This is a genomic window from Hyphomicrobium denitrificans 1NES1, from assembly GCF_000230975.2.
GTDB classification, from domain to species: Bacteria; Pseudomonadota; Alphaproteobacteria; order Rhizobiales; family Hyphomicrobiaceae; genus Hyphomicrobium_B; species Hyphomicrobium_B denitrificans_A.
Genome location: NC_021172.1, coordinates 1,355,461 through 1,380,433, shown reverse-complemented (window position 1 = coordinate 1,380,433; position 24,973 = coordinate 1,355,461). Strand labels below are relative to the sequence as shown.

The 24,973-nt window shown below is 59.5% G+C and carries 22 protein-coding genes and 1 tRNA gene; 8 read left to right on the top strand and 15 right to left on the bottom strand.

Features of this window, described 5'->3' with window-relative positions:
• Positions 1 to 59: 59 nt before the first annotated feature.
• Entirely contained in the window at positions 60 to 2,090 is a 2,031-nt protein-coding gene (locus tag HYPDE_RS06555) for a GumC family protein (protein ID WP_144061216.1), read from the bottom strand.
• Positions 2,091 to 2,623: 533 nt separating this feature from the next.
• On the opposite strand from HYPDE_RS06555, the gene HYPDE_RS06550 reads away from it, so the two are divergent.
• Positions 2,624 to 3,892, top strand: a complete 1,269-nt coding sequence (locus HYPDE_RS06550) for a glycosyltransferase family 4 protein (protein ID WP_051112056.1) — start codon at positions 2,624 to 2,626, stop codon at positions 3,890 to 3,892.
• Positions 3,893 to 3,915: 23 nt separating this feature from the next.
• Complete coding sequence (locus HYPDE_RS06545) at positions 3,916 to 5,112, top strand: glycosyltransferase family 2 protein (protein ID WP_015597619.1); 1,197 nt, start codon at positions 3,916 to 3,918, stop codon at positions 5,110 to 5,112.
• Between the two features lie 167 nt (positions 5,113 to 5,279).
• Here HYPDE_RS06545 and HYPDE_RS06535 read toward each other — a convergent pair whose 3' ends face one another.
• On the bottom strand, positions 5,280 to 7,400 hold the full coding sequence (locus HYPDE_RS06535) for a WD40/YVTN/BNR-like repeat-containing protein (RefSeq protein ID WP_015597617.1): 2,121 nt from the start codon (positions 7,398 to 7,400) through the stop codon (positions 5,280 to 5,282).
• Positions 7,401 to 7,823: 423 nt separating this feature from the next.
• Between HYPDE_RS06535 and HYPDE_RS06525 the strand changes: the two genes are divergently transcribed.
• Positions 7,824 to 8,960: an NAD(P)/FAD-dependent oxidoreductase gene (locus HYPDE_RS06525; protein ID WP_015597615.1), complete on the top strand. Its 1,137-nt coding sequence runs from the start codon at positions 7,824 to 7,826 to the stop codon at positions 8,958 to 8,960.
• A gap of 522 nt (positions 8,961 to 9,482) precedes the next feature.
• Here HYPDE_RS06525 and HYPDE_RS06520 read toward each other — a convergent pair.
• Both HYPDE_RS06520 and HYPDE_RS06515 read right to left on the bottom strand, forming a co-directional pair.
• Positions 9,483 to 9,560 (bottom strand) — tRNA-Pro (locus HYPDE_RS06520).
• 176 nt (positions 9,561 to 9,736) lie between these two features.
• Positions 9,737 to 10,756, bottom strand: a complete 1,020-nt coding sequence (locus tag HYPDE_RS06515; protein ID WP_015597613.1) for a hypothetical protein — start codon at positions 10,754 to 10,756, stop codon at positions 9,737 to 9,739.
• A gap of 320 nt (positions 10,757 to 11,076) precedes the next feature.
• On the opposite strand from HYPDE_RS06515, the gene HYPDE_RS06510 reads away from it, so the two are divergent.
• Positions 11,077 to 12,429, top strand: coding sequence for an APC family permease (locus HYPDE_RS06510; protein WP_015597612.1), 1,353 nt, complete (start codon positions 11,077 to 11,079; stop codon positions 12,427 to 12,429).
• Positions 12,430 to 12,442: 13 nt separating this feature from the next.
• Positions 12,443 to 13,735 (top strand): hypothetical protein, encoded by a 1,293-nt coding sequence (locus HYPDE_RS06505; protein ID WP_041320956.1) that lies wholly within the window; start codon positions 12,443 to 12,445, stop codon positions 13,733 to 13,735.
• A gap of 54 nt (positions 13,736 to 13,789) precedes the next feature.
• Here HYPDE_RS06505 and HYPDE_RS06500 read toward each other — a convergent pair whose 3' ends face one another.
• The 7 genes from HYPDE_RS06500 to HYPDE_RS06470 form a co-directional block, all read right to left on the bottom strand.
• Positions 13,790 to 14,518 (bottom strand): 4'-phosphopantetheinyl transferase family protein, encoded by a 729-nt coding sequence (locus HYPDE_RS06500; RefSeq protein ID WP_244437792.1) that lies wholly within the window; start codon positions 14,516 to 14,518, stop codon positions 13,790 to 13,792.
• Between the two features lie 26 nt (positions 14,519 to 14,544).
• Positions 14,545 to 15,090 (bottom strand): MerR family transcriptional regulator, encoded by a 546-nt coding sequence (locus HYPDE_RS06495; RefSeq protein ID WP_041320096.1) that lies wholly within the window; start codon positions 15,088 to 15,090, stop codon positions 14,545 to 14,547.
• Positions 15,091 to 15,174: 84 nt separating this feature from the next.
• Positions 15,175 to 15,480: an integration host factor subunit alpha gene (locus HYPDE_RS06490; RefSeq protein ID WP_015597608.1), complete on the bottom strand. Its 306-nt coding sequence runs from the start codon at positions 15,478 to 15,480 to the stop codon at positions 15,175 to 15,177.
• A gap of 132 nt (positions 15,481 to 15,612) precedes the next feature.
• Positions 15,613 to 16,593 (bottom strand): beta-ketoacyl-ACP synthase III, encoded by a 981-nt coding sequence (locus HYPDE_RS06485; protein ID WP_015597607.1) that lies wholly within the window; start codon positions 16,591 to 16,593, stop codon positions 15,613 to 15,615.
• A gap of 2 nt (positions 16,594 to 16,595) precedes the next feature.
• Positions 16,596 to 17,684 carry a phosphate acyltransferase PlsX gene (plsX, locus tag HYPDE_RS06480; protein ID WP_015597606.1) on the bottom strand — a complete coding sequence of 363 codons (1,089 nt, stop codon included), beginning with the start codon at positions 17,682 to 17,684 and terminating at the stop codon, positions 16,596 to 16,598.
• Between the two features lie 155 nt (positions 17,685 to 17,839).
• Positions 17,840 to 18,361 carry a YceD family protein gene (locus tag HYPDE_RS06475; RefSeq protein ID WP_015597605.1) on the bottom strand — a complete coding sequence of 174 codons (522 nt, stop codon included), beginning with the start codon at positions 18,359 to 18,361 and terminating at the stop codon, positions 17,840 to 17,842.
• On the bottom strand, positions 18,358 to 18,927 hold the full coding sequence (locus tag HYPDE_RS06470) for a ubiquinol-cytochrome C chaperone family protein (protein ID WP_015597604.1): 570 nt from the start codon (positions 18,925 to 18,927) through the stop codon (positions 18,358 to 18,360). The genes HYPDE_RS06475 and HYPDE_RS06470 overlap by 4 nt, the downstream gene beginning before the upstream one ends.
• Before the next feature lie 154 nt (positions 18,928 to 19,081).
• Here HYPDE_RS06470 and HYPDE_RS06465 point away from each other — a divergent pair, with 154 nt between their 5' ends.
• Both HYPDE_RS06465 and HYPDE_RS06460 read left to right on the top strand, forming a co-directional pair.
• Complete coding sequence (locus HYPDE_RS06465) at positions 19,082 to 19,570, top strand: outer membrane protein assembly factor BamE (RefSeq protein ID WP_015597603.1); 489 nt, start codon at positions 19,082 to 19,084, stop codon at positions 19,568 to 19,570.
• Between the two features lie 104 nt (positions 19,571 to 19,674).
• Positions 19,675 to 19,929 (top strand): hypothetical protein, encoded by a 255-nt coding sequence (locus HYPDE_RS06460; RefSeq protein WP_081625094.1) that lies wholly within the window; start codon positions 19,675 to 19,677, stop codon positions 19,927 to 19,929.
• A gap of 89 nt (positions 19,930 to 20,018) precedes the next feature.
• On the opposite strand, the gene HYPDE_RS06455 is transcribed toward HYPDE_RS06460, so the two are convergent.
• The gene (locus tag HYPDE_RS06455) at positions 20,019 to 22,175 is read right to left on the bottom strand and encodes a sodium-translocating pyrophosphatase (RefSeq protein ID WP_015597602.1); all 2,157 of its coding nucleotides are present in this window, start codon (positions 22,173 to 22,175) and stop codon (positions 20,019 to 20,021) included.
• Between the two features lie 250 nt (positions 22,176 to 22,425).
• Complete coding sequence (locus HYPDE_RS18735; RefSeq protein WP_144061215.1) at positions 22,426 to 22,851, bottom strand: VrrB protein; 426 nt, start codon at positions 22,849 to 22,851, stop codon at positions 22,426 to 22,428.
• A 253-nt stretch (positions 22,852 to 23,104) separates the two neighbouring features.
• Here HYPDE_RS18735 and HYPDE_RS06445 point away from each other — a divergent pair, with 253 nt between their 5' ends.
• Positions 23,105 to 23,983 carry a DUF937 domain-containing protein gene (locus HYPDE_RS06445; protein ID WP_041320953.1) on the top strand — a complete coding sequence of 293 codons (879 nt, stop codon included), beginning with the start codon at positions 23,105 to 23,107 and terminating at the stop codon, positions 23,981 to 23,983.
• A 69-nt stretch (positions 23,984 to 24,052) separates the two neighbouring features.
• Here the strand turns inward: HYPDE_RS06445 and HYPDE_RS06440 are convergent, their stop codons facing one another.
• Positions 24,053 to 24,403, bottom strand: a complete 351-nt coding sequence (locus tag HYPDE_RS06440; protein WP_015597598.1) for a hypothetical protein — start codon at positions 24,401 to 24,403, stop codon at positions 24,053 to 24,055.
• 191 nt (positions 24,404 to 24,594) lie between these two features.
• Positions 24,595 to 24,942, bottom strand: a complete 348-nt coding sequence (locus HYPDE_RS06435) for a RidA family protein (RefSeq protein ID WP_015597597.1) — start codon at positions 24,940 to 24,942, stop codon at positions 24,595 to 24,597.
• Between the last annotated feature and the right edge of the window lie 31 nt (positions 24,943 to 24,973).

Sequence of the window (24,973 nt, the reverse complement as noted above, 5' to 3'; positions counted from 1 at the left end):
ACTCGGATCCACCCACAGAGTTTGGCAGAGAGGCCGCCAAGATGCGGCGTCTCGATCCCTCACGAAGCCGATGACACTGCAGCGCGCGCGCGCTTTTTCAACTTCTCTATTCGGCTACGCAGTGCACCCCACAAATTTTCTAATGAATAGTCGAACAAGCCGTTTTCATGAGCCGGGACGCCATTCAATACGACCGCAATTGGCTTCGAGTCCGAAACTGCAAGCTGTTTCATAATATCTTCCGCAGCCGCCTGTGTGGTGATCCCCGACTTTAAGATCACGAGAACGCCGTCGACAAGATCGATGATAGCACCCGCGTCGATGTATTGCCCCATCGCCGCTGTATCGATGACGGTCAGTTGGTAAGTCTCGCGCGCTTTGTTTAGAAACGCAGCAATTTCTGGGGAGTCGAGAACGTCGAGTGGCGAATCCGTATCCCGCAAGATGGCGCCGCAAAAATCCGGCAGCCGTTCGCCGAGTCGCGCAACAATAAGAGAGGCATCGTCGGCTCCAGCCTGTTCCAAGCTGACGCCTGTCCCGTCCGCAAGCGCCCGCGTCAGACCACGATCACGGAAATCGGCATCGGCGAGAAGCGTTTTCCGCCCGCTGCGAGCGGCACTGAAAGCCAGCGCAGAAGCGATTGTGCTGCGACCGTCGCCAGTGTTGTCCGACACGACCGCGACGATGGCATTGCGCGGCGTCGATACTGCCTCGGCCCAACGGCGAATACTGAATGCCGCCTGTTCGAACTTGCCGCTGCTGTCCATATTGAAGAAACCTTGCTCGCCTGCGCGCAGAGGATTGAAGCGCAATCCGGGGAGCAAAGGAATTTTCGCAAGCGGCTGCATGCCGAAAATGCGTTCGACGTCGACAACAGAATAAATTCGCCCCCTAACCAGCTCTCGGATGATGATTTTCGTCGCTCCAATCAACAGCGATGCGATCAATGCCGCCGCTAGCATCAGCGTGCGCTTCGGGAAGCTCGGATCGGCGGGAGGGACGGCATAATTGACGATCTGCGCATCAGAGGAGATGGCGCTTTCCTGAGCCTGGGTTTCGCGAAGGCGGTTGAGAAGTCCAACATAGGTGGCCTTTAACGCGTCCGCATCACGACGAAGCTCATCGAGTTTCAAAAGCTTTGCCGAGCTTTTTTGAAGCTTCGCTTTGAGTTCATTGAGTTGAGCTTCGAGAATCTTGACCTGACCCTGCGCTGTATCTCGCGCTAGTTCGTTTGCCATTGAGCCAACCGGACCAACGCGCGCATCAGCCTGCGCGGCTTCGGCACGTACTTTCGCAAGTTCCTGCTCGTGATTGGCTATTTCCTGCTGAGTAAGCGTCAGCGCCCCCAGCTCAACGATATCGTTATCCGATTTGTATTTCTGGATCTGGTTTTCCGCATCGACCAGCTCCTTTCGCAGTTCATCGACACGTTCTTTTAGAACTCGGCCGTTCACTTGCGTCGCCGCCGACCGGCTACGCAATTGATCGGAGATGTAGCCATCCATGAAGGCATTTGCGATCCCGGCAGCGCGCACGGCATCCGTATCGGAATACATCACATTGACGAGGAGACTCCGACCTTTACGTTCGATTTTGAGACGGCGCCCAAGCGCATCGATCAAACGAGGATCAGGCATTTTTCCAGTGGATTGCGCCGTCACGCCGACGTCGACAGGTTGCACTGGCGACACGGACTCCGAACTCGTGATTTTAGGCAACGCAATCCCACGCTCCGCCATCAGGTCAAGAACTCGTTCCGCAATGCGCGGAGAGCGCAGCAACTCGATCTGCGTATCGATATTGTCCTGGTTAGCATCGGCGCTCGCGAGAACCCCATCGATATTGAAGAGCTTGGGTTGACGGGAATCCAGAATGATACTGCCAGTAGCGGTGTACGATTTTGGCGCAACAAGGAGAAAAAGCACCATCAGACAGACGCCAAAAACCGCGATGCCGGCAAGCTCGCGGACGCTACGGCGAATGATCTCCAATAGCATCTTAAGATCGATACCAGTCGATACAGGACGGTAAGGCTCGAGCCCTTGATCGGTCGGCGGCCCAGCCTCAATGATATGTCGCTCAAACTCCATAGAGAGATGCTCCGGCTGCGTAACCACGATGCTCGACTGCAATGCAAAATGCCGTCGCGAAACGGTGTGCACGCCGCATGCCAAGTGCGCAAACGGCCCGATATTTACTATGTTTCGGTATTAACGACGGCGCCGCAGCCGATTTCATGACCCGATGTCTGCGGTCGGCGTCACGACCGCACGCGCCAGGACGACAGTCTTCACAAGATCAAACTTAGAGTAGACGCCGTTAACGGTCAGCGCCCACCATCGGTATCATTTAGACGTAGCAGGGCTCCCTGCGCCCTCGCCTTTTGATGCGCGGTGGCCACCTCATAGCGGCTTCGTTACTCGTGCGAATGACTGTCCACTCCCAGGCCGTGGACTGCACTGAAGAGGGCGTGTTGACCAACCCGACGGGAGATCGAGCCCCAAGCCTCAGCTGGCAAAAGCTTTGCAAGCAGGCATAAAGCTTCACGTGATGATGAAAAAGATAATCCGCACGGGTATACGCCGTCATTTACGCCAATATGCAAGAGCGTCGACTGAACGACATGCACACGCCGCTTCCCAAATTTGCGCCGACGCCTCGCACCAAGGTTGCCTATGTTATCAACCAATATCCGAAGGTCAGCCACTCGTTCATTCGGCGTGAGATTCAAGCACTTGAGGAGCACGACATCGCCATATCGCGATACGCCATCCGGGGCTGGGTCGATAAGACACTCGTCGACCCTGCCGATCGCGAAGAGCAAAGCCGGACGATCTACATTCTTCAGCAACCTATTCTCAAGCTTGCGGTCGCCCTTCTCTCGGCAGTCGTTCAAAATCCGCGATCATTTCTCGCCGCAACGGGCCGCGCGTTCTCTGCAATGCGACGATCGAAGGGTCGCCGCCTCGTGCATTTGGCATATCTCGTCGAAGCTGCGGTTATCGCCGACTGGGCCCTGAAGGCCGGTGTCGAACATATCCATGCTCACTTTGGCACCAATTCTGCCGAGGTCGCGATGCTTGCGCATGAACTAACGGGCCTGCCGTACAGCTTCACGGTTCACGGGCCCGAAGAATTCGACAGGCCGGTCGAGCTTGGACTACCGGAGAAAGTAAAAGCCGCGAGCTTCGTTTGCGCCATAAGCTCTTATGGCCGAAGCCAGCTCTGGCGCTGGCTTCCATATCGTGAGTGGTCGAAGATCAAACTCGTGCATTGCGGCCTTGATGCACAATTCCTCGCAATCGCGCCAACGCCTGCAACTTCGAAAAACCGCCTCGTATGCATTGGCCGGCTCTGCGAGCAGAAAGGGCAACTATTACTTGTTGACGCCGTCGGACGCCTCGCTTCGGAAGGATCAGACGTCGAGGTCGTCCTGGCGGGCGATGGCGAAATGCGGGCCGATATAGAGAAACGGATTGCCAAACTTAATCTTGCCGACCGCATCTCGATCACCGGATGGATCGACAGCGATCGGATCATCCGCGAGATCAAGCAGGCACGCGCATTGGTGCTGCCGAGCTTCGCGGAAGGTATCCCCGTCGTTTTGATGGAGGCCATGGCCCTCGAACGTCCCGTCATTTCGACGTACGTTGCCGGAATTCCCGAGCTGGTAAAAGATCGCGTATCCGGCTGGCTGACCCCTGCTGGCGACGTCAATGCGCTGACAGAGGCCATTAAGGAATGCTTGGAAGCCTCCGACGACGTGTTAGCGATGATGGGCGGAAACGCTCGCCAAGCCGCACTTAAAGACCACAACATCGCAACCGAATGCGAAAAGCTCGCAAACCTGTTTCAATCGTCCGCACGCCGAACGCGCGCAACAATCGACTGAAAGGCGCCTGACAGGCAAACTGCATGTCTATCGTGCTCATGCTCGCAAATGTGGTACTGCTCGTGTTGACCGCAGCCATGCTCGTCCCTGTGGCAACACTTGCGTCGCAGATCGCATGCGGACGCTCACGCCAGCGCCAAATCGCGTTACCAAATGGAGACCGGCCTGCAGTTGCCGTCCTCATTCCGGCGCACAACGAAGCGGCCGGAATCGAGCAGACGCTTTCATCCATCCGTGAGCAGCTTCGTTCATTCGACCGGTTGATCGTCATCGCCGACAATTGTACCGACGATACCGCTAGCGTCGCGACACGCGCCGGCGCTGAAGTCGTCGAGCGCAACAATCTCGATCGTATCGGGAAAGGCTACGCCCTCGACGCCGGCTTCAAGTATCTCGATGCGCCAAGTGCCCCTTCGGTCGTAATTTTTGTCGATGCGGACTGCACGTTATCGGCCGGCGCCATAGACGCACTTGCATGGAATTGCACGGCGAAAGACCGGCCGATTCAAGGCATCTATCTGATGAACACGCCAGCTGACGCAGATAGCGCTCAGCGCCTTGCTGCGTTCGCATGGCGTGTCAAAAACATGGTCCGTCTACTCGGGTTTCATGCGCTTGGAATGCCATGCCTGCTGACAGGAGCCGGCATGGCCATTCCTTCGCATGTCTTGAGAAAAATTGACCTCGCGTCTGGCCATATCACCGAAGACACGCTGATAACCGTCAATTGCGCATTCATGGGTTATCCTCCTGCGCTGTGTCCGGAGGCCACGATCAGCAGCGACTTTGCCCCAACCGAAGCAGGACGAAGCACGCAAAAGAAACGTTGGATGCACGGCCATCTCTCGGCGATCACCGAGTTCGTACCAAAACTCATCGTCGCCGCGTATCAGCGCCGGGACATCCAACTTCTGGCCCTTGCCGCTGACATCGCAGTTCCTCCGCTCGGACTGCTGCTCGCCGGACTCATCGTGCTGGCGTTCGCATGTTTCGTTTGGCTTCTGGCAACAGGATACAGTGGGCCGCTTGCACTTGCGCTTATTGGGCTTCTCCTGACTGGAGCAACGCTTATCGCGGCCTGGTTTAAAGCCGGGCGAGATCTCATCGGGATCAGCGAGCTTCGTGAAGTCGCGCGATACGCAAGGCACCGACTGTCGATCGCCAAGGATTTCGTGATGGGACATCGATCCCAATGGACGCGCTCGGAGCGCGGTCGATAACTCTTCCATCCTCGCCGGATATGGAAACCGCCGTCATCGATGACGGTGTCATCGACCTGGCCATCGCTGCGGAATGCGCCCAAAAAGGACAGGACGTTTATCTTCTCGAACGCAGCGCGGCCATAGGCCAGGAAGTAAGCTCACACGCGCGAAGGCAATAATGGCGATTATCGCGGTGTTGCCTTTTTCAAACCTGTGAGTTGATCCATCTTGAGTTTGTAAATGCTGCCCGCATAGCGCGACATATACAGCAGGCTTCCGTCTGGATTGAATGCGAAAGCGGCTGCCCCCGCGCCGTCAGGAAGATTGCCTGTAATATCGATCCAAGTTCTCCCGCCATCGTTACTGGCGTAAAACTTTTGCGGCGCCTTGCTCGCCCACGAGACTGTGCTCGTGACCAGGATGTTTGGGTCGGCTGGGCTGACGGCAATCGCTTTCGTGGTTTCTGCATCGGGGAATTGAACCAGCGTGTTCCAGGTTTCCCCGTGATCTCGCGATAAGAAGATGGCGCCGCCCTTCCCGATGCCTGTCGCGTATATCGTGCCGTTGGCCGATGTTGTCATGTCGAAAATCGCCCGGCTTGCCTGAAACACCGGCGCCCAGGTCCGTCCGTCATCGGTCGAGCGGTATATGCCGCCTCTATCGCCCACCGTTCCCCAATAAAGGTACCCGGCCTTTTCGCGGTCGACGGCGAAAGCACTGTAGATCTTTCGCGACGGCGGTTGGCCTGCGGAGCGCGACCATGTGCGGCCGCCGTCTTCAGTGATGAACAAACCGCCGCCGTCATCTCCGTCTATACCGAGGTAGAGACGTTTGTCGTTGTGCGGATCGATTACCAGCACACGCGGATATCCCTGATCCCACAGCGTATTGACGACAGGGCGCTTCGCCGGCAATCCGGCACGAATTTTTTCGAATGTCTTGCCGCCATCGTCGCTGAGCAGCACCTGATTTATCTGCTGATTCCAAGGCGATGACGTCGCAACGATCCGGCCGGGCGACGGACTGATGACACGCCAAACGTGCCCATTCTCATCGTCCTTATAACCATCGGATGGGAAAAGAGCAGTGAACGACACTCCGCCGTCGGCGCTCTCCAGCAAGCCATTATCCATGGTCGCGGCCATGACCGTTTGCCGATCGAGGGCAACGATATCGGTCCCCACGGTGTTCGGTGTTCCGACTATTTTTTCCTGCCACGTCTTTCCACCGTCAAGGCTTCGCCAGACGCCCCACCAGTCGGTGCGAAAAATCACGTTCGTGTCGAAGGGAGACGTCTTCAGAGCCGTAGTGGGCCCACCTGGATGAGCCCAAGCCCGCGTCGGATCAGAACGGACGTCGCCGCGAGCCGGAGAGGGTATCGCCTGCCAGGATTTGAGACCATCGTTCGAAGTGAAGACTTCGCCGTTCCACCCTTTGTTTCGAGCAATATAGACTTGCCCGCTGCGCTGGCTCTCCTCCAGCCTGAAAACGAAATCTGGATGCGTGCTTTCCATGCGCGACCAGCTGGTGCCATTAGCATCCGATCGCCAAATGCCACTGTTGCTGGCTGCGAGAAATGTGCCGCGATAGGGAATGACGTCAGATATTCCAGTCAATTGAGGCGCCGAAGTCCAAGTCTGGGACGCGTATTTATAGACACTGATGCCATTCGCAGTTGCGGCCAGCAGGCCCGATTTATCGGGCAAACGATGCAGCGCGACCACGGCAGAAGATCTTTGAGCCAGATGCGGGAGGTGCAAATCGCGCCAAGTCCGGCCGCGGTCGTTAGAACAGAACACCTCGCCTCGCGACGTCCCGACACACAAGGAGCGATCGTCGGCATCGTCGGCCCAGATCGCGCGGTAGCTCTTTGGCCGCTGAAATTCAATCCGTCCGTTCAGATTGTCGAGAGATGCCCAGTGCTCACCCGCATCAAGCGACACGGAAACTCCGGCGGCCGTTGCTGCGTAAACGATATCTGGATTTGCAGGCGAGACCTTGACTTGCGAGACGAGGAGATTGTTGAGGCCCTTCGTCATGAAGGACCATGTGTCCCCATTGTCGTCACTTCGCCACAACCCTGCGACATCGGACGTCAAATACAATCGTCCGCTGCGCACCGGATCGAATTCGATATTCGGATAGCAACCCCCGCCATACCAGCCGGCAAATTCCCACCGGACGTCTGAAGCGCGTGCTAATCCGCTGCCGACTCCAACCCAAACGCAGGCAATTAGCGCTCGCAACCACCACCGCATTACGAAAACCTCCGTCAGCGCGACGAGTTCTACGCGTCCACCTGACATCAGCCTATTGCGAAGCCGACCGAAAATTCAAACTCCAGCACAACTCCACCTATCGCCGACCTCAACTACCGTTTCTGAAGCCATACGGCCGCTGGCGCAAGAGTCGCCTCTGCCGAAATTGCGGAAAGCTCGACGAAGATCGGAACGTCGTCGTCAGCTCGGCCTGAAAACCATGCTTCACGCCACTGCCGGATGCCCAGACCATTCTCGGATTGATCGGAGGCTGGATCGAGGACTAAAACGACAACCACCGCACTCAGGGGCTGAAAATACGCACGCCCCACGGGGGCAAGACTACAAAGGTCATTTTGCGACGCGTGAACGAGTTGGCACGCATGCACTCAACTATCGCGGTATCTTGCGCCACAAGTACAAAGTCGCCTAGCTGCATTCCCGACTTCATCAATAATTATCATAGATAACATGCCCCCCTCCTCCACTCCCGACATCGAAACTATCATCATCGGCGGAGGCGTTGTTGGACTCGCAATCGCCGCAGAGTGCGCCAAGGCCGGACAGGAGACCTACGTCCTCGAACGCCACAGTGCGATCGGAGAGGAGGTCAGCTCGCGATCAAGCGAAGTCATCCACGCCGGGCTCTATTATCCAAATGGGTCGCTGAAGGCACGGCTGTGCGTCGAAGGCAGAGATCTTCTTTACGCCTATGCTCGAGATAGGGACGTCGACGTTCGGCGCCTCGGAAAGCTCGTCGTTGCGACATCGCCCGCGGAGGAGACCGCCCTCGAGGCGATCGCCGTTCGCGCGAAGGCGAATGGCGTCGGAGACATCCAGATCTTATCCGCCGCCGACATTCACGCGCTCGAACCGGAAATTGTCGGCACTAAAGCACTGTTCTCTCCCTCGACGGGCATCGTCGATAGTCATGGCCTGATGCAGGCGCTTGCGACCGATCTCGCGAACCACGGCGGCGCCATCGTGCTGCAAACGGCTGTTCAGAGCATCACGCTCCGTACTGACGGTCTTTTTGAAATCGGTATGACCAGCAGCAGCGAGCCTGCGAAAATTATGGCGCGCAATCTGATCGCCGCCGCCGGACTCGGAATGGCGGAGCTCGGCGCTCACCTGCCGCACGCGGAATCTTACGCATCACCCACGCTCCATTTTGCCAAAGGTCACTATTTCGCTCTTCGGCACAAATCAGCGTTCCGGCACTTGATCTATCCGGTCCCGGTCGATGGTGGTCTCGGCACCCACTTGACGCTCGATCTCGAAGGGAATGTTCGCTTTGGACCCGACGTGCAATGGATCGAACGGATCGATTATGCCTTCGACGATCCGGGTGGCACACGAATGGCGGAATTCGAGCGCTCCATCCGGCGATATTGGCCCGACCTCCCCGCTAACGCGCTCAGTCCGAGCTACACAGGCATTCGCCCCAAAATCTCGCGACAAGGCCAACCCGCGCAAGACTTCGCAATCCACGGCCCCCGCCAACACGGCATCCCGCGTCTCGTTGCGCTTTATGGCATCGAGAGTCCTGGTCTCACGTCGAGCCTCACAATCGCGAAGTATTGCCACGCGCTGCTCGACGCACATTGAACGATGAATTTCATTTGCTTTCAGCAACACTCGTAAAGAACCCCCGGTGGGACAATCCGAGGGTTCAAAATCGTTTAGATTTAAGGCTCAACGATCCTAGGGTTCGCCGTGCCTGTCTTTCCACCAGCAGGCGCTGGCCGGCGAAGCAGTCGTCAGTGACAGCGGGATTCCAAATGCGAAGCTCAATGCAATGAGTGACATGATCGCTTTTTTCATCGGAAATATCCTCTGCTAGACGGGGACGAAACTCCGCCGACATTTCGAGGTTCCTTCATCCAACAAAAATGGATTGGTTAATTGAACCGCTATTTCGCCTTTCTCGCCGAAGGCGCCAAGACGGCTTTCGCGCTCTATCCGCGGCGGATAACCTAACAGCGATTTTGAAATACGGGAGTTGCCGGTCAAATATTCTACGCCGCGTCACGGGCACGAAAAATAAGCGACGTGCGCCGCCCGAGACGTCACCGAGACACGAGCCCCGCCGATGAATTGCATACGGCTCTCTGCGTGCTCGAATTTAAATGGTCGGAGCGAGAGGATTTGAACCTCCGACCCCCAGTCCCCCAGACTGGTGCGCTAACCAGGCTGCGCTACGCTCCGTTCCAGACGTCTCGACAATGCCATAAAGGCCGCTTGTCCAGGGCCCCACGGCCACCGTCGCGGTCGTCCGCGTTGGGTAAAGGAACGCCCCTTGCCCGTCAAGGCGCGATACCGGCCGACACGGGGCGCGGGGTTCGCAAAATGCCACAAATCGCATCTTGCAGGCCTGTGCCAGCTCAACGGCGGTATTCCGGCAACCGCTTCAAGATGTCGATGATCGGATAGTCGACCCAGGCGTGGGTCACGAGATCGCGGTGGCGGCCGGAGCCACCGGGAGCGACCGTTACCCCGCCGGATGCAAGCCGCGTGTTGATTTCCGGACTGACGTCGACATCGTGCGCGGCAAGAATGCCCTCAAGCTGCGCGTTCTGGTTTCGGGTCGATCCAAGATAGACGCTCACGAAGAATGCTGACGGGTCGGCCTCGATCCAGTGCGCGAACTTGTCGAGATCGCCATAAAGGGAATCGAGCAGCACCACGCCTCTGACGCGCTTCTTTAAACCGCCCTTCTCGATGGCCGATGCCGCCGCGACGTAGCCGCCGCTATAGGCAACAAGAACGATCGGCATGCTGGCGAACGTTCTGAGCGATCGTTTGTCGCCGAAGAGACGCGCGAGCTGCTGGCCGGCTTCGCCGATGAAACGGCCGAAGGCGCCCGGTTGCCAGAACTTGCCGGCACTCGAGTCGCGCGCGTCGATCGCAAGCTGCGGAGCGACGAGCACGACATTGGCATTCGAAGCGGAAATCTGCGCCGGAACCTTCTGGCGGTCGAGCACATCGCGCTCGAGCGTCGCGCCGTGGCCATGGAAGAAGACGAGCATCAGCGCCGGACGGCGAATGTCGAAACCCTTCGGAATGTGCAACAGCACACGGTTATCGTTGTACGTCTCATCTTCCCAATAGACGCGGCCGGAGCCTGTCCGGTGACCCTTGCGCCCGCCCTCGTCGACATTCAAAAAGGGCGCATTCGATCCGGGCACCGTACCATGATAGGGAAACGGCGCCGTCTCGAACGGAACGAGCGCAGTCCGCGCCGTTGCGAGGGGCGCGCTGCGCGACCGAACCTGTGTCTTTGACGGCGTAATCTGGCGATGATTGCCGGTCTTGCGGGCGGCTAAAGCGCCCGCTGTGCCGAGAATTAGAGCCAGACCTGTACCAAATGCCGTCGCGAGGAATCCCCGTCGCCCGTGATTCATGGTCTTGAGTGCAACTTCGTTCGGACACTGCTGTTTTCAATGTGCGTCCGCCGAGGTTAGAATCTCGTTTACCCTCGCCGACGACAGTCAGATGACGGCTCGCACCATTTCCGCGTGACCCATAAAGTCCAAAATTGTCCATATCGTGAGTTAAAGGATCAAATGGACTCCGGCTGTTTTTCGAGCAGGAGCGCGGTAATACCCTGCAACTGGATGCCAGATGCATTTTGGCAACGCAAATTGAACATGTCGCGCCGCCCGTTGTTGGAACTCATGCGAGTCAATAGTGTCGCCGAATCTGCCGGGGCTAAGCCTTTCTGATGACAAGCGCAACCAGCACGAGCGTACCGTCTCCCAAGGCATCCGGGCTTAACCTCCGGACTGTCTCGACGATGACGGCCGTCGCTCTCGCCGTCGCCGATATGATCGGCATCGGCGTGTTTACGAGCCTTGGCTTTCAGGTCAAAGACATTCCCTCGGCATTCTCCGTGCTGATGCTGTGGATCGTCGGCGGCGTTGCGGCGCTTTGCGGAGCCCTTTCCTATGCGGAGCTCTCCGCAGCCTTTCCGCGCTCCGGCGGCGAATACAATTTTCTCTCGCGGATCTATCATCCGGCGCTCGGCTTCCTCGCCGGCTGGATTTCCGCGACCGTTGGCTTTTCGGCGCCGATCGCGCTCGCGGCCATGGCGTTCGGCGTTTATTTCAAAGGTGTCTTCCCGGGGGTATCCCCGCAACTTCTCGGCCTCGCAGTCGCCTGGTTGATCACGTTCGTGCATCTGAGCGGCGTCAAGCACTCGGCCACCTTTCAGAACGTTTCCACCCTGATCAAAGGCGCCCTGATCGTCGCCCTGATCGTTGCGGGATTAGCCGTCGGCCAACCGCAACCAATCTCATTCGCACCGTCTGCGGGCGACGTAAGCTATATGGCGAGCGCACCGTTCGCGGTGAGCCTCGTTTTCGTCATGTACGCCTACTCCGGATGGAACGCCGCGACCTATATCGCCGGCGAAATCCGCGACCCAGCCGTCAGCCTTCCGCGTGCGATCATTGCGGCAACCCTCATCGTCATCGCGCTCTATGTCGCGCTAAACGCAGTTTTTCTCTACACGACGCCGATTGAGGCGATGGCCGGCCAGCTCGACGTGGCGCTGATCGCCGGCAAGCACATCTTCGGCGACGTCGGCGGCCGCATCGTCGGAGCATTGATCTGCATCGGGCTGATTTCCTCGATCAGCGCCATGACCTGGATCGGGCCGCGGGTGACGATGACGATGGGCATCGACCATCCCCTGCTAGCGCCGCTATCGCAGACTTCACGCGGCGGCGTGCCGACGACAGCTCTGCTGCTGCAGATCGCGATCGTCAGCCTCTTGCTTATGACGCAAAGCTTCGAAGCAGTCCTCGACGTCATCCAATTCAGCCTGACGCTCTGCTCGTTCCTGGCTGTGTTAGGAGTCATTGTCCTGCGCGCCAAGGAACCCGGCCTGTCGCGACCTTATCGGACGTGGGGATACCCATTGACGCCGCTCATCTTTCTCGGTGTCACGGGATTTATGATGTATCACCTTATCGCTGAGCGGCCGCTACAGTCCCTCGCCGGCCTCGCCATCATGTTGGCAGGCTTGGGAGTCTATGCAGTATCCCAGTCACGCCCGCTTACGGCACGGATCTGAGTTGGATCATCTCATGGCAAAAACGCGACTTATCGCAACGATCGTCGGCGCTCTCGTCGCTGCATTGACATTGGCATCGAATGTGACGCTCGCCGGCCCGAGCGCCAGCGCAGATGATACGGCGCGTTTTCTTGCCGGCATACAGCCCTCTGCCGGATCACCAATCGCGGCATACACTAACGACGCATTCTGGAAGCAGCATGCCAGAAGCTTCGACGATTCATGGAACGGGCTCGAAAGGCGGCAACTCAGCAAGATTCGCTCTTTCGTTTCGAAGAATTTCACGACCCCGCAGCCGGTTTTGTTCTATTTCTTCAGTGGTCCGGACTTCCTTTATGCCGATGCGTTTTTCCCGTCGGCGGATACCTACATCATGGCGGGCCTCGAACCGCCGGGCCCCGTCCCCGACCTCGGCAAGTTTTCACGCGGAGAGCTTCCCGGCGCCTTGCGCGAGCTTCGCGCATCGCTCAACTCCGTGATGAGCTACAGCTTCTTCCAGACCAAGTTCATGCGCATCGATTTCAGCCACGGGCGTATGACCGGCACGCTCCCCGTGCTGATGACTTTCCTGGCGCGCTCCGGCAAGACGATTTACGACGTCTCTCTTTTCGACCTCCAGAGCGATGGGACGATCCACCCGGCGGAAGAGAAGATCCCGAACGCCACGGCCAAGGGGGCCAAGATTGTATTCTCCGATAATGTCGGCAAGAAACGCACGCTGTATTACTTCAGCACGGACCTCTCCGACGGCGGCATCAACACCAGCGGTTTCATGCAGTTCTGCGATACGTTCGGGCATGCCGACAGCTTCATCAAGAGCGCGTCCTACCTGATGCACTCCGATAAGTTTTCGACGGTCCGCGATTATCTCCTGAAGCACAGCGATTCAATTCTGGAGGATGACTCCGGCATACCGGTCCGACACTTCGCGCAAGGTTGGCGTCTGCACCCCTACGGCCGTTACGTCGGACCGATCGCACTGTTTGCCGGCCAACGCCAGTCGCAGCTTTCCGAGGTATTCGGCAAAGGCCGCGCCGTTCCGATCGATTTCGGCATCGGCTATCGCTGGCGGCCGATGGAATCGAATCTGCTCCTTGCCGTCAAAGACAGCACGGTGACGGCGATGGAAATTCCGCCCGCCAACCCTGCAGCGGACGTGTCAGAGCGAAAGACTCGCGCCGATACGCGAGGCAATATCAAGGAAGCCAAGGCCGATCCGCCGCGGCGGCGCGTACGTTCCTATCAGCGGCACAGAGAGCAGACGAGCGTCTATAATCCCTACAAGATGTTTGGATACACGCCCTGAGTTTTGGCAGGAACGCAGCTGCTATCGGCGACCGCCGTTCGCGGAAGCGTGCGATTACGTGCTGAACTCGGAAAGAAATTCTGCCAGCTCGTCGGTGTGCTTCGGGAATCGCCTCACCGCGATCTTCTCCGGAAGGGCGTCGGCTGCAACGGCCCCGACATAAGACGTCCCCACGTCCAGGTCGGTTACGGCGGGAGAAGATTTCGCGGATTTCTCGCGCTTCTCGCCCGCGCTGCCGATCACTCCTTGTTCCGTTAACAGAACGCCGATACCGGCCCCCCGAGCCTTGGCAACGGCCTCCAGCCGCACCCAGGCCACGAGGACATCCACGTCGTTATCGGGATTGGCTTCGTCCCCCGTGAAGCGGGCCGCTGCTGCAACGATACGCCGCCGCCGCTCCGGAGAAATCGACAAGGCCCGATGGCTCTCGATGTCGACGCCGACAAGCGAGGACCGGCAAACCGCAATGAGTGCGACGTCGGCTGTATGCGAGACGTTGAAATGCGGAAACCCCTCACTGAGCGATGGCCGTCCGCCAGAGGCGATCTCAAAATCTGCGCCTCGCACTCTCGGCCCTATGGCGCGTTCGAGGACAATGCGCGTCGCAACGCGCGCCGCGCGCCAAAGGGACTGTCTGGCGGGATCGCCGGAAAGCCTGTCGACGCGCAGCCGGTCGGATGCTGAGAGCCGCAGCGTGCTCGCCTCTTCGCTTTCAAGAAGCGCACGAGATGCACCGAGATCGACGAGGACGATCTCGAGATCGGACAAACGCGAGCGTGTCACCACTGAGCCAATCGTCGCCGCCCTGCTCACGTCCTGGTCGCGCGCGTCTTCTTCGCCTCTGCGACGTGCGACCCGCCGGGCTGCGCGATCGGCTGGCCGAGCAAGATCGCGCGAGCGATCTGGAGTTCGCGGATTGCCGCAAGGACGTGGACGTCCGTCGCGCAACCCTCGGCTTTCGACTCTGGAATCGCCTGCGCGGCTTGCGGCAGAGATGCACTGCCCGTCGCACCCACGATCGGCTTGCGCCCGCGCTTGCGGGTTTGCGGCGGCACCGCCCTGTCGGACCCTTGAGCAGCCATTGCTCTCCGCGCCGCTGCCTTGACCTGATCGACGCCGTGCTCGCGCAAAATCTTCTGGACGCCCCGGATCGTATAGCCTTCGGCGTGCAGTAATGCGCGAATGCCTCTCAAGAGTTCCATGTCTTCGGGACGGTAATAGCGCCGACCTCCACCGCGCTTCATCGGCCGGATCTGCGGAAAGCGACCTTCCCAGAAACGCAACACATGCTTCGGAATTTCAAGTTCCTCGGCGACTTCTCCGATCGTGCGAAACGCTTCCGCCGACTTGTTCATCGCCCTATGCCTTTCCAATTTGTCGAAACCCCGCCGCGGACTTCCACCGCGCCGTCCTATCGTCCGCTTCAACATTCAAGCGCGCTAGCGCTTCACGTGGCCTTTGTTGATGCGGTCCTTCATGATGTTCGAAGGACGAAAGACCAGGACTCTTCTCGGTGTAATCGGCACCTCCTCGCCCGTCTTCGGATTGCGCCCGATGCGCTCGCCTTTTTGCCGGATGCCGAACGAGCCGAACGAAGAGAGCTTGACGGGATCGCCGTCCGCAAGACTGCCCGAAATTTCCTCGAGCACGCGCTCTACGAGATCCTGGCTTTCGTTCCGCGGCAACCCGACTTTCGAGACGACGGCCTCCGCAAGATCCGCCCTCGTCAATGTCTTGCCGACCATATGTATTCTCCATCAACGCCGCAGACTGATCATGGTAGCGTCAGATAGTCGCGGGGTCAACGTAATCCGTTGAAGAAGCACACAAAAAATTGAGGAAGTTCTATTTTAGACGTCGCAAGCGCGACGGCGCGACTACCAGCGGGCCAGCGCCGCGCCCCAAGTGAAGCCGCCGCCCATCGCCTCCATCAGGATCAGGTTACCTTCCTTAACCCGATGGGCCTCGAACGCCTCGTTGAGAGCGAGTGGAATCGATGCGGCCGACGTATTGCCGTGCTTGTGCAGCGTCATGACGATCTTCTCGGGCGCGACCCCGAGCTTTTTCGCAATACCGTCGAGAATCCGCTTGTTTGCCTGATGCGGAATGAAAAGATCGATCTCGTCCGCCGTGTATCCGGTTTCAACGAGCGTTTCCTCGATGACGCCCGAAATCTTCTGGATGGCGTGACGAAAAACCTCGCGGCCGTTCATCCGCAAATGTCCGACCGTTTTCGTCGAGCCTGCCCCGCCGTCGACGTAGAGGAGATCTTCGTAGCGGCCGTCCGATCTCAGGCGTGTCGCGAGGATCCCGCGGTCGTCGCGCGTGCCGTGTTGCGGCTGAGCTTCGAGAACGACCGCCCCGGCGCCGTCACCGAACAGCACACACGTCGAACGGTCAGACCAGTCGAGAATGCGCGAAAACGTCTCGGCTCCGATGACGAGGGCGCGTTTCGATTGTCCCGTCTTCAGAAAGCTGTCCGCGACGGCCAGCGCGTAGACAAAACCTGAGCAGACGGCCTGCACATCGAAGGCCGCACCCTTGGTGACGCCGAGCATCGATTGAATTCTGATGGCCGTTGCCGGGAACGTACGATCCGGCGTTGCCGTTGCGCAGATGATGAGATCGATTTCGATGGGGTCGATGCCGGCGCGCACGAGCGCCTGCTTCGCGGCGGCCGCTCCCAGATCGGAAGTCTTTTCCGTTTCGTCCGCGATATGCCGATTGACGATTCCAGTGCGCTCTCTGATCCACGCGTCGCTCGTGTCGACGATCTTCGACAGATCCTCGTTCGATACGATGCGCTTGGGCAAATGCGCACCGACGCCGCGAATGACCGAACGAAGAACTGCGACCACGCTTAGACCTTTCCGAGCGCGCCGCCGGCAGAACGTTCAGGCGGGATACCGCCGCCACTGGCCGCCGACAGCCGATGATGAAAACCGTCGATATCAGCCGTCAGGCGCGCGATCAAACCGGAATCCGCCATTTCGTAAGCAAGATCGACGGCGCTCGCAAATCCAAAGGCATCGGTGCCGCCGTGGCTCTTCACCGCAATGCCGTTAAGTCCCAGAAATGTGCCCCCATTCACCCGCCGGGGGTCCATTTTCTCCTTCAAAACACGAAATCCGCCCTGGGCGAAAAGCGCCCCCAGCTTACTCATTAACGAGCTTGCCATCGCGGCTTTGAGGTAGGCTCCGATCTGCCGCGCCGTGCCTTCCGCGGTCTTGAGCGCGATGTTGCCCGCAAAGCCCTCGACGACGACCACATCGACCGCTCCCTGCCCGATCTGGTCACCTTCGATGAAACCTTTGTAGTCCAACGGCAGCGCCTCGGCCGACTTGAGCAGCGCATGCGCCGCCTTCACTTCCTCGTTGCCCTTCATCTCCTCGGTTCCGACGTTCATCAGCCCGACCGAGGGGCGTTCAATGTGGAACACGGCACGCGCCATCGCCGCACCCATCAGGGCATAGCCCGTGAGCTGCGCCGCCGTCGCACCGATGTTGGCGCCGACGTCGAGGACGATGCTTTCCGATTTGATCGTCGGCCACAACGCGGCGATGGCCGGGCGCTCGATGCCTGCGATGGGTCTGAGAACGAGCTTGGCGATGGCCATCAGCGCACCGGTATTGCCCGCCGACACGGCAGCGTCGGCTTGACCGGATTTGACCGCTTCGAGGCTGAGCCACATGCTTGAGCCTTTTCCGTGTCGCAGTGCCTGGCTCGGCTTTTCATCCATCGCGATGAGGTGATCGGTGTGAACGATGCGCGATCGTGCGGCGAGCGCGGGATGCTGTGCAAGGACGGTTTCGATGCGGCTCTTCTGACCGAAAAAGATGAAATTCAACGCCGGCTGCCGTTCGAGCGAAAGCGCAGCTCCAGGGACCAGGACCTCAGGTCCGTGGTCGCCGCCCATTGCGTCGAGTGCGATCGTCTTCTGGCTCGCCATGCTCGCCGATCGGCCAAGACTCCGCGTTCGGCGCAACATTCCGCCGGACTCGATCCTGGACCTTTTCTAACCCCCGAAATTCGCCGAGACCATAGTCTTTTGAAGTCCGCGAACAAGGCGAAATCGCGCTTCATGCACGGTTGCCGCAGGGCACCTTATGTCTTGTTCTTCAACTGCGACAGAACTGCGAAAGGGCTTGTTTCTTTTGGCTCAATTCCACGCGGGTCCTGCCACGTAAACTCGGCCCCTGGGCGCCGGGGATAAGGATCGAGCGAGGCCGACAGCGTTTCACGGACGATGCGGCCAACCGGAATAACACCCCGTTCGAGACTATCGACATCGGACCCGGCGAGGACACTTGCCTCTTCGTCGTTATCGGCTCTGTCGACTTGTTGTCGGAACTCGACGTCAAACGGCGCATCGATTTCGTCGGCGACCGGATCGAGCGTCACCACGCAAGCCTGCTCAACCGCGGACATCACTCTCCCTGAAAGACGGTAGCCCCCATCAGCCAGGGGTTTGATACGATAGCGCGCTGCCAGACGGTCGAGCTTCAGCAGTCTGAGATCCTCTGCAATGGCGATGCGTTCGCTTTCGCTTGCCTCGCGCTCGCGGTCGAGCCCGCCCTCCGGGATGTCCGCAACGTTGTGAGTCCAGTCGCTCAGTTGCTCGGTCACGACGACACCTCCGCCCCGCTGCTGTTCAGAAGACGACCAAGGTCTCCGCGCGCCACCAGCTTGTCGAATGGTTCCTTGGAAGAAAGATCCGCCGCGGCGCGCATGTACCGAGCGAGCCGGGCGGCTCCGTCATGCGCGGGAGCACCCTTTCTCCCAGCAGCGCCCGCGAAAACATACTTGAGAAGACCGTCTTCGAGATCCGTTCCCCGCGCTGCGAGCCCCGTCCGGTAGACCGCGGCGCGCTCGTAAAACGCCGCTGCGGCGCGTTTGACCTTCTTAGCCACCGCCATGTCGCCGACGCCCATTTCCCGCATACAGTCGTCCATGTCGGTCACGAAAGCCTCGATCGTATGCTGCGCGAGCTCGGTCTCCGCCGTAGCCTGCAGCCGTATGCCTTCGAGCAGCAAAAAAAGGTGCAGCGCGATCATTTCGAACCGGCCTTCCGGTGTATCCGGAGCGCCCATGTCCCTGTAAAAAGCCGGATGCCGCGCCGCGGTCACGACGCTGCCATAAAGCTCTTCTGCTCTGCGGGCGGCCTGCGTGCGTCGCCTGAACCATTGCAACATGCCTTGTAAGGTCCTTGATCCGCCTGTGAGCCGTGGGGAAATGTCTGGGGATCGCGCGTCGCGGCAGGGGTGGCTCGCTGTTGCCCGCTTCCAGTGTGCATTCTAAACACACCCCACACCCAAGCGAAGCGATTCTGACGGGATGAAGGGTCGAATGCGACAGCATGGCAAGACCGGACGGTACGGGGTGGCGCTTTGTCGTCTGCTGGCCCTTGCCTCGCTCATGGCCCTGGCGGGCTGCGGCGGGACCGTGACCAAGCATGGCCAGATGTTCAGGGATACCGACCTGCAGGCCGTGCAACCTGGAATGAGCCAGGATCAGGTGCGCGCCGCTTTGGGCACGCCCGCGACGACCGCTGTCGTCGGCGACGGGCGCGCCTTCTATTACATCTCGAGCACCGACACGCAGGCGTCGTTCTTTCTTCCGACGGAACAAAGCCGCCAAGTCGTCGCCGTCTATTTCAACCAGAGCGGCACGGTCAATAACGTCGCCAATTACGGCCTGAAGGACGGCAAGGTCTTCGACTTCGTCAGCCGCAAGACCCCAGCGCCGGGCGGCAAGGACGAAACCATCCTGAACCAGCTGTTCCGCAACCTCGGAAAACAGCAGCTCTTCGGCGCGGGCAGCGCGTTCGGCGGCTAAGCCAGGGCCAAACAAGCCGTTCGGCCGGTCTTTGCCAATTTGACGGGCGAAATTTTCGGCTCCACGTTCTATGCTCGCCCTTAAATCAGCGAGCAGGTACCGTCATGACCGAAAATATCGAGGAAGGTTTCATGGCCTTCATTGCCGACGGCCAGGAAGGCATCGGCGCCGTTCGCGAAGTCAACAGCACGTCAATCGTGATCTACGTCGAGAACGCCGGAGAATTCGCCGTGCCCCGCTCCGCCGTCAAGGACGTCCATTTTCAGAAAGTGATCTTGCGGCCTGATCGCCTCGACAAACGGCTTCTCGCCGCGATTGGACATGAGCACGACAGCGAGGATCCGAACCTCGCCGGATAGGACGCCGCGCTCGGACGCGAGCGATCGATGGAATAAAAAAGGCTCCGGAGCTATCCGGAGCCTTCTTCATTTGATGAATCAGCCCGTGATCACCAGTGCGCCAGCACCGCGAGCAGCAACAGCGCCACGATGTTGGTGATCTTGATCGCCGGATTTACGGCGGGACCGGCAGTATCCTTGTAGGGATCGCCGACCGTGTCGCCGGTAACCGATGCCTTGTGCGCCTCCGAGCCCTTGACGTGTTTGGCACCGTCCTTGTCGACAAAACCGTCCTCAAAGCTTTTCTTGGCGTTGTCCCAGGCGCCGCCGCCCGAGGTCATCGAGATGGCGACGAAGATGCCGGTCACGATCACGCCCAGAAGCATCGCGCCGACCGCCGAGAACGCGGCGCCCTTACCGGCGATAGCGTTGACGACGACGAACAGAATGATCGGCGACAGCACCGGAAGCAGCGATGGGACAATCATCTCTTTGATCGCAGCGCGCGTCAGGAGGTCGACCGCAGCAGCGTAGTCGGGCTTTTCGGTGCCCTTCATGATGCCCGGCTTGGCTTTGAACTGGCGGCGAACCTCCAGCACGATGGCGCCACCCGCCCGTCCGACAGCCGTCATCGCCAAGCCGCCGAACAGGAACGGAATGAGACCGCCAAGCAGAAGGCCTGCAACGACGTAGGGATTCTCAAGGCCGAAGTTCACCTGAACGTCCTTGAAGAACTGATACCCCGTCGCGCCAGCTTTATTCGCTTCCTCGATGAAGTGATGGAGATCGTAGTTGTAGGCTGCAAAGAGAACGAGTGCACCGAGACCGGCCGAGCCGATCGCGTAGCCCTTCGTCACGGCCTTCGTCGTATTGCCGACTGCGTCGAGAGCATCCGTCGAACGGCGCACTTCCTTCGGCAGGCCGGCCATTTCCGCGATGCCACCGGCGTTGTCCGTCACAGGGCCGAACGCATCGAGTGCTACGATCATGCCGGCGAGGCCGAGCATCGTCGTCGTTGCGATCGCGGTACCGAACAGGCCGCCGAGCTGGTAGGTCGTAATAATACCGGCAACGATGGCAAGCGTCGGCAGCGCACAGGCTTCGAGCGAGACGGCAAGGCCCTGAATGACGTTGGTGCCGTGCCCCGTAACCGAAGCTTGGCTGATCGACTTCACCGGGCGGTATCCGATGCCGGTATAATATTCTGTGATCCAGACGATGAGGCCCGTCAAAGCCAGACCGACGAGCCCGCAGAGGAACAGGTTCCAGCCGGTGATCGTCTGCCCGGCGGCCGTTCCGACATCACCGAAGCCGCCGAGAACATACTGCGTCGCGGCCCAGAGGCCGGCGATCGATAAGATGCCCGATGCAATGACACCGCGATAAAGCGCGCCCATGATCGAGCCGTTGGTGCCGAGCTTGACGAAGTACGTGCCGACGATCGACGTCACGATGCAGGCCCCGCAGATCGCCAGCGGATAAAGCATAAGCACGCTGAGGTTCGGCTGACCGGCAAAGAAGATCGCCGCCAGAACCATCGTCGCGACGACGGTCACGGCATAGGTTTCGAACAGGTCGGCAGCCATGCCTGCGCAATCGCCGACGTTGTCGCCGACATTGTCGGCAATCGTCGCGGGATTGCGCGGATCGTCTTCCGGAATGCCGGCTTCGACCTTGCCGACGAGATCGCCTCCGACGTCGGCGCCCTTCGTGAAGATGCCGCCGCCGAGACGCGCAAAGATCGAGATCAGCGAAGCGCCAAAGCCCAACGAGACCAGCGCATCGACGACCTCGCGGCCGCCCGGCTCCTTACCGAGACCCGCAGTCAGGAATGTGTAATAGCCGGCGACGCCGAGCAGAGCCAGGCCCGCCACCAGCATACCGGTGATGGCGCCCGACTTGAAAGCGATGTCGAGGCCTTTGGAGAGGGATACGGTGGCTGCCTGCGCCGTTCTCAGGTTGGCACGCACCGAGACGTTCATGCCGATGAAGCCTGCAAGACCCGACAGGACGGCTCCGATCAGAAAGCCGAATGCCTGCAGCGGTCCGAGAAGCAGCCACGCCAAAATGAAGATGACGAGACCGACGATCGCAATCGTCCGATATTGGCGGCTGAGATATGCCTGCGCGCCCTCACGTACGGCAGCGGCAATTTCCTGCATCCGCGCGTTGCCTTGATCTGCGCTCAGCACAGCATTCGAGGTGATGAACGCGTAAAGGATCGCCAACGCCCCGCAGGCGATGATCCCCCAAAGTATATTGATCATGGAGTGGTCCTTTTAGCCCCGCTTTTTTTGTTCGTGCACGCAGGTCCCGCCGGGATGGCGGCCCCCGTTTCGCTCTCTAGGCAGACTCGCCCGCTGAAAGTCGCGCGGACCATGCCAAAAGTGCTGCTGCGTTGCAACTCGGGCGCAACCAGCCTTTCGTACCAAAAAAAGGCGGCCTACGCGGGAATTCCGCGCAGACCGCTCGAAAGTGCATGGCCAAAGGGACGCAAAAAGTAGAAGTTTTGAGACCCTAGCGGCGGTGGCGGCCCCAGCCGCCGTGATGCCGCCAGCCCCGGTGGCCCCACCGATGGTGCCGCCAGCCATAGTGACGCCAGTGGCGATGCCGCCAGCCGTAGCGATAGGGATAATACCCGCCGTAGTAATAGCGCGGGTAATAATACCCGTATCCATAATACGGCCAGCCCCAGCCATAACGCCACCATCGGCGATGATGATGGCGCCAGCCCCACCGGCGATAACCCCACCCACGGTGGTGCCAGCCTCGGTGCCATCCGCGATGACCCCACCCGCGATGCCAACGAGCTTCTGTCACGACGCCCGGGGCTTTGCCGATTTGCGCCGGTGTCAGACCGGCTGCCGCGTGCGCGGGAACAGGCAAGGCTCCCACGAATAGAAGTCCGCAGAGAACGGACAACGACATTATGAGTTTGCGCATGAGACTCTCCACGTTCGGCATCCGCCCTCCGGACGCTTGAGCTTAACGTCCGGAACACCATCGTGGTTGCACGACGCGCATGAGCTATGCCGTCTCTCACCTCAGGGAAGTAGAGGCCCCAAAGTATGAACAGCTAATGAATGTTGACGCGCGTTACAGCCGGATCGCCTTATCGCCAAGCGGGCGATGGCTGTCACCGGCGACAGGTCGTGCTACGCATCCGTTGATGCGTGACGGCAGAGCGGAGGCTGACATGACAATTGCCGCAAGCTTGGAAAGTCCCGAGGGCCAACGTCTGATAGATAAGGTTGCTCAGACTTTTAACGTAGATGATGACAAGGCGGGTCAAGCCGTGCATGCGCTGACCGATGAACTTCAGGCGCGCATTCAACGCAGCATGCTCAACAGGGCTGGGGTTGCCGATGTTGCAGCGCTCGTCACAAACTCAACCGCCGGTGTCGCCCTGTCCGATCCGAGTGCACTCGCCTCACCGGATGGAATCGAAAGCGGAAACCACATCCTTGATGTCCTGATCGGCAACAAGCACGTGAGCCGCAAAATTGCGGCGCGAACCGCATACCGGTCCGGCGTGGATGCTGGCACGGTCGAAAAGATGCTTCCGGCCGTTGCAAGCTTGCTGATTGCAGAGTTGCAGCGGCAAGCACAGCCTGCGCTTGCAAAAGTCGTCAGCAGCGTGCCTGGTCTGATCAGCGCCGGTGGCAGTCCGCTCCCGTTACCCGGAGACATGCTGCCGCCCGTGGGTTCCTCTAATTGGGCACCAGGCAACGAACGACCGGCGCCAAGGACTTCTCCCGGAGATCCGATCGACCCAGGACAACCGCTGCCTATTCCAGGTGACAATATCCCGGGCCTCGGCCGGAAATCGGGACGACCTTATGCGCAGCCCGACGAGGACGATCCCTATCAGCGGCTGCCCGATATTATCCGACGTGGCGGTCAGCAGGTGCCGGGGGATAGCGGCGGTTCGCTCGATGACATTATCCGCTCGATATTCGGCAAAGTCCTCGGATCGAACCGCGGGGTCATCGGTACGATGATCCAGCTCTTTCTGATCCGTTGGCTAGCGTCGCTTGCGCGCCGCATTCTATCGCGCGCCTTCGCCGGACGATAAAACAGCAAAAAGCCGCGCGTAAAGCGCGCCGGCTTTTTGCCGTCTATTTTGACAATCGATGTGTATCGCTCAACGGCCGCCGCGACACGGCCGCGAGCTGACATCGCAACTCCACGGACCGTGTATGCCGTCCTGCGAGCACTTAATGCTCTTGCTGCCCGACCGTGCCCAGCTCCTCCAGGCGCTGCCGTATTCAAGATCAACAAAGTCGGCCCAAGACTTGATCGCGACAGCCTGCGCAGCACGCTTGCTCGGCAGACCCGCACTGGAGCCGTAGTGATAGTGATCCGTGAAACAGACCGAGCCCCGCTCATGGCGCTGCTCGTGAATGTCCGCCACTTCCTGCGCCATCACCGGCGCGGAAAGCAAAACTAGAACGGCGGCGGCGAGCCCCCGCTTAACGCATCCCGTCTTTGTCATTATCGACCCCCGAAAACGACTATGGGCGAAGCCCCGGGGCGACTTTTTGCAGATTCAGAAGTAAGCCCGAAGGGTTCTCGTCAATTCCAATCAAGAAAATTCTCGGAAAGCGGCAAACGGGGCACAGGCGACCGACCGCCGGGATCATCGGCCCGGCGGCTGAAAATCAATCACGCTTCCGGTTGGATTGCCTATTTGACGGCAACGACCGAGATTTCGACCAGCATGCGGGGGTCGATGACCTTGGCTTCGACGCAGGCTCGTGCCGGAGCATCCTTGCCGCCGAGCCAGGCGCTCCAGGCTTTGTTCATGCCGTCGCGGTTGCGGATGTCGTTGAGCCAGACCGTCGCCTGTACGACTTTCGACTTGTCGGTGCCGGCGAGCGCCAGAAGCCGATCGATCTCAGTGAGAACCTCGGCCGTCTGGCCTTCGACATCGCGCGACAGGTCGGTCGGGATGACGCCGGCGGTAAAGACGAAGCCGTTCGCCTCGGTCGCTTTGGAGTAAACTGCTGAAGATTCATAGCGTTTGACGGTCATGTGCGCCTCCCAAATACTGATTTTGGGGGCT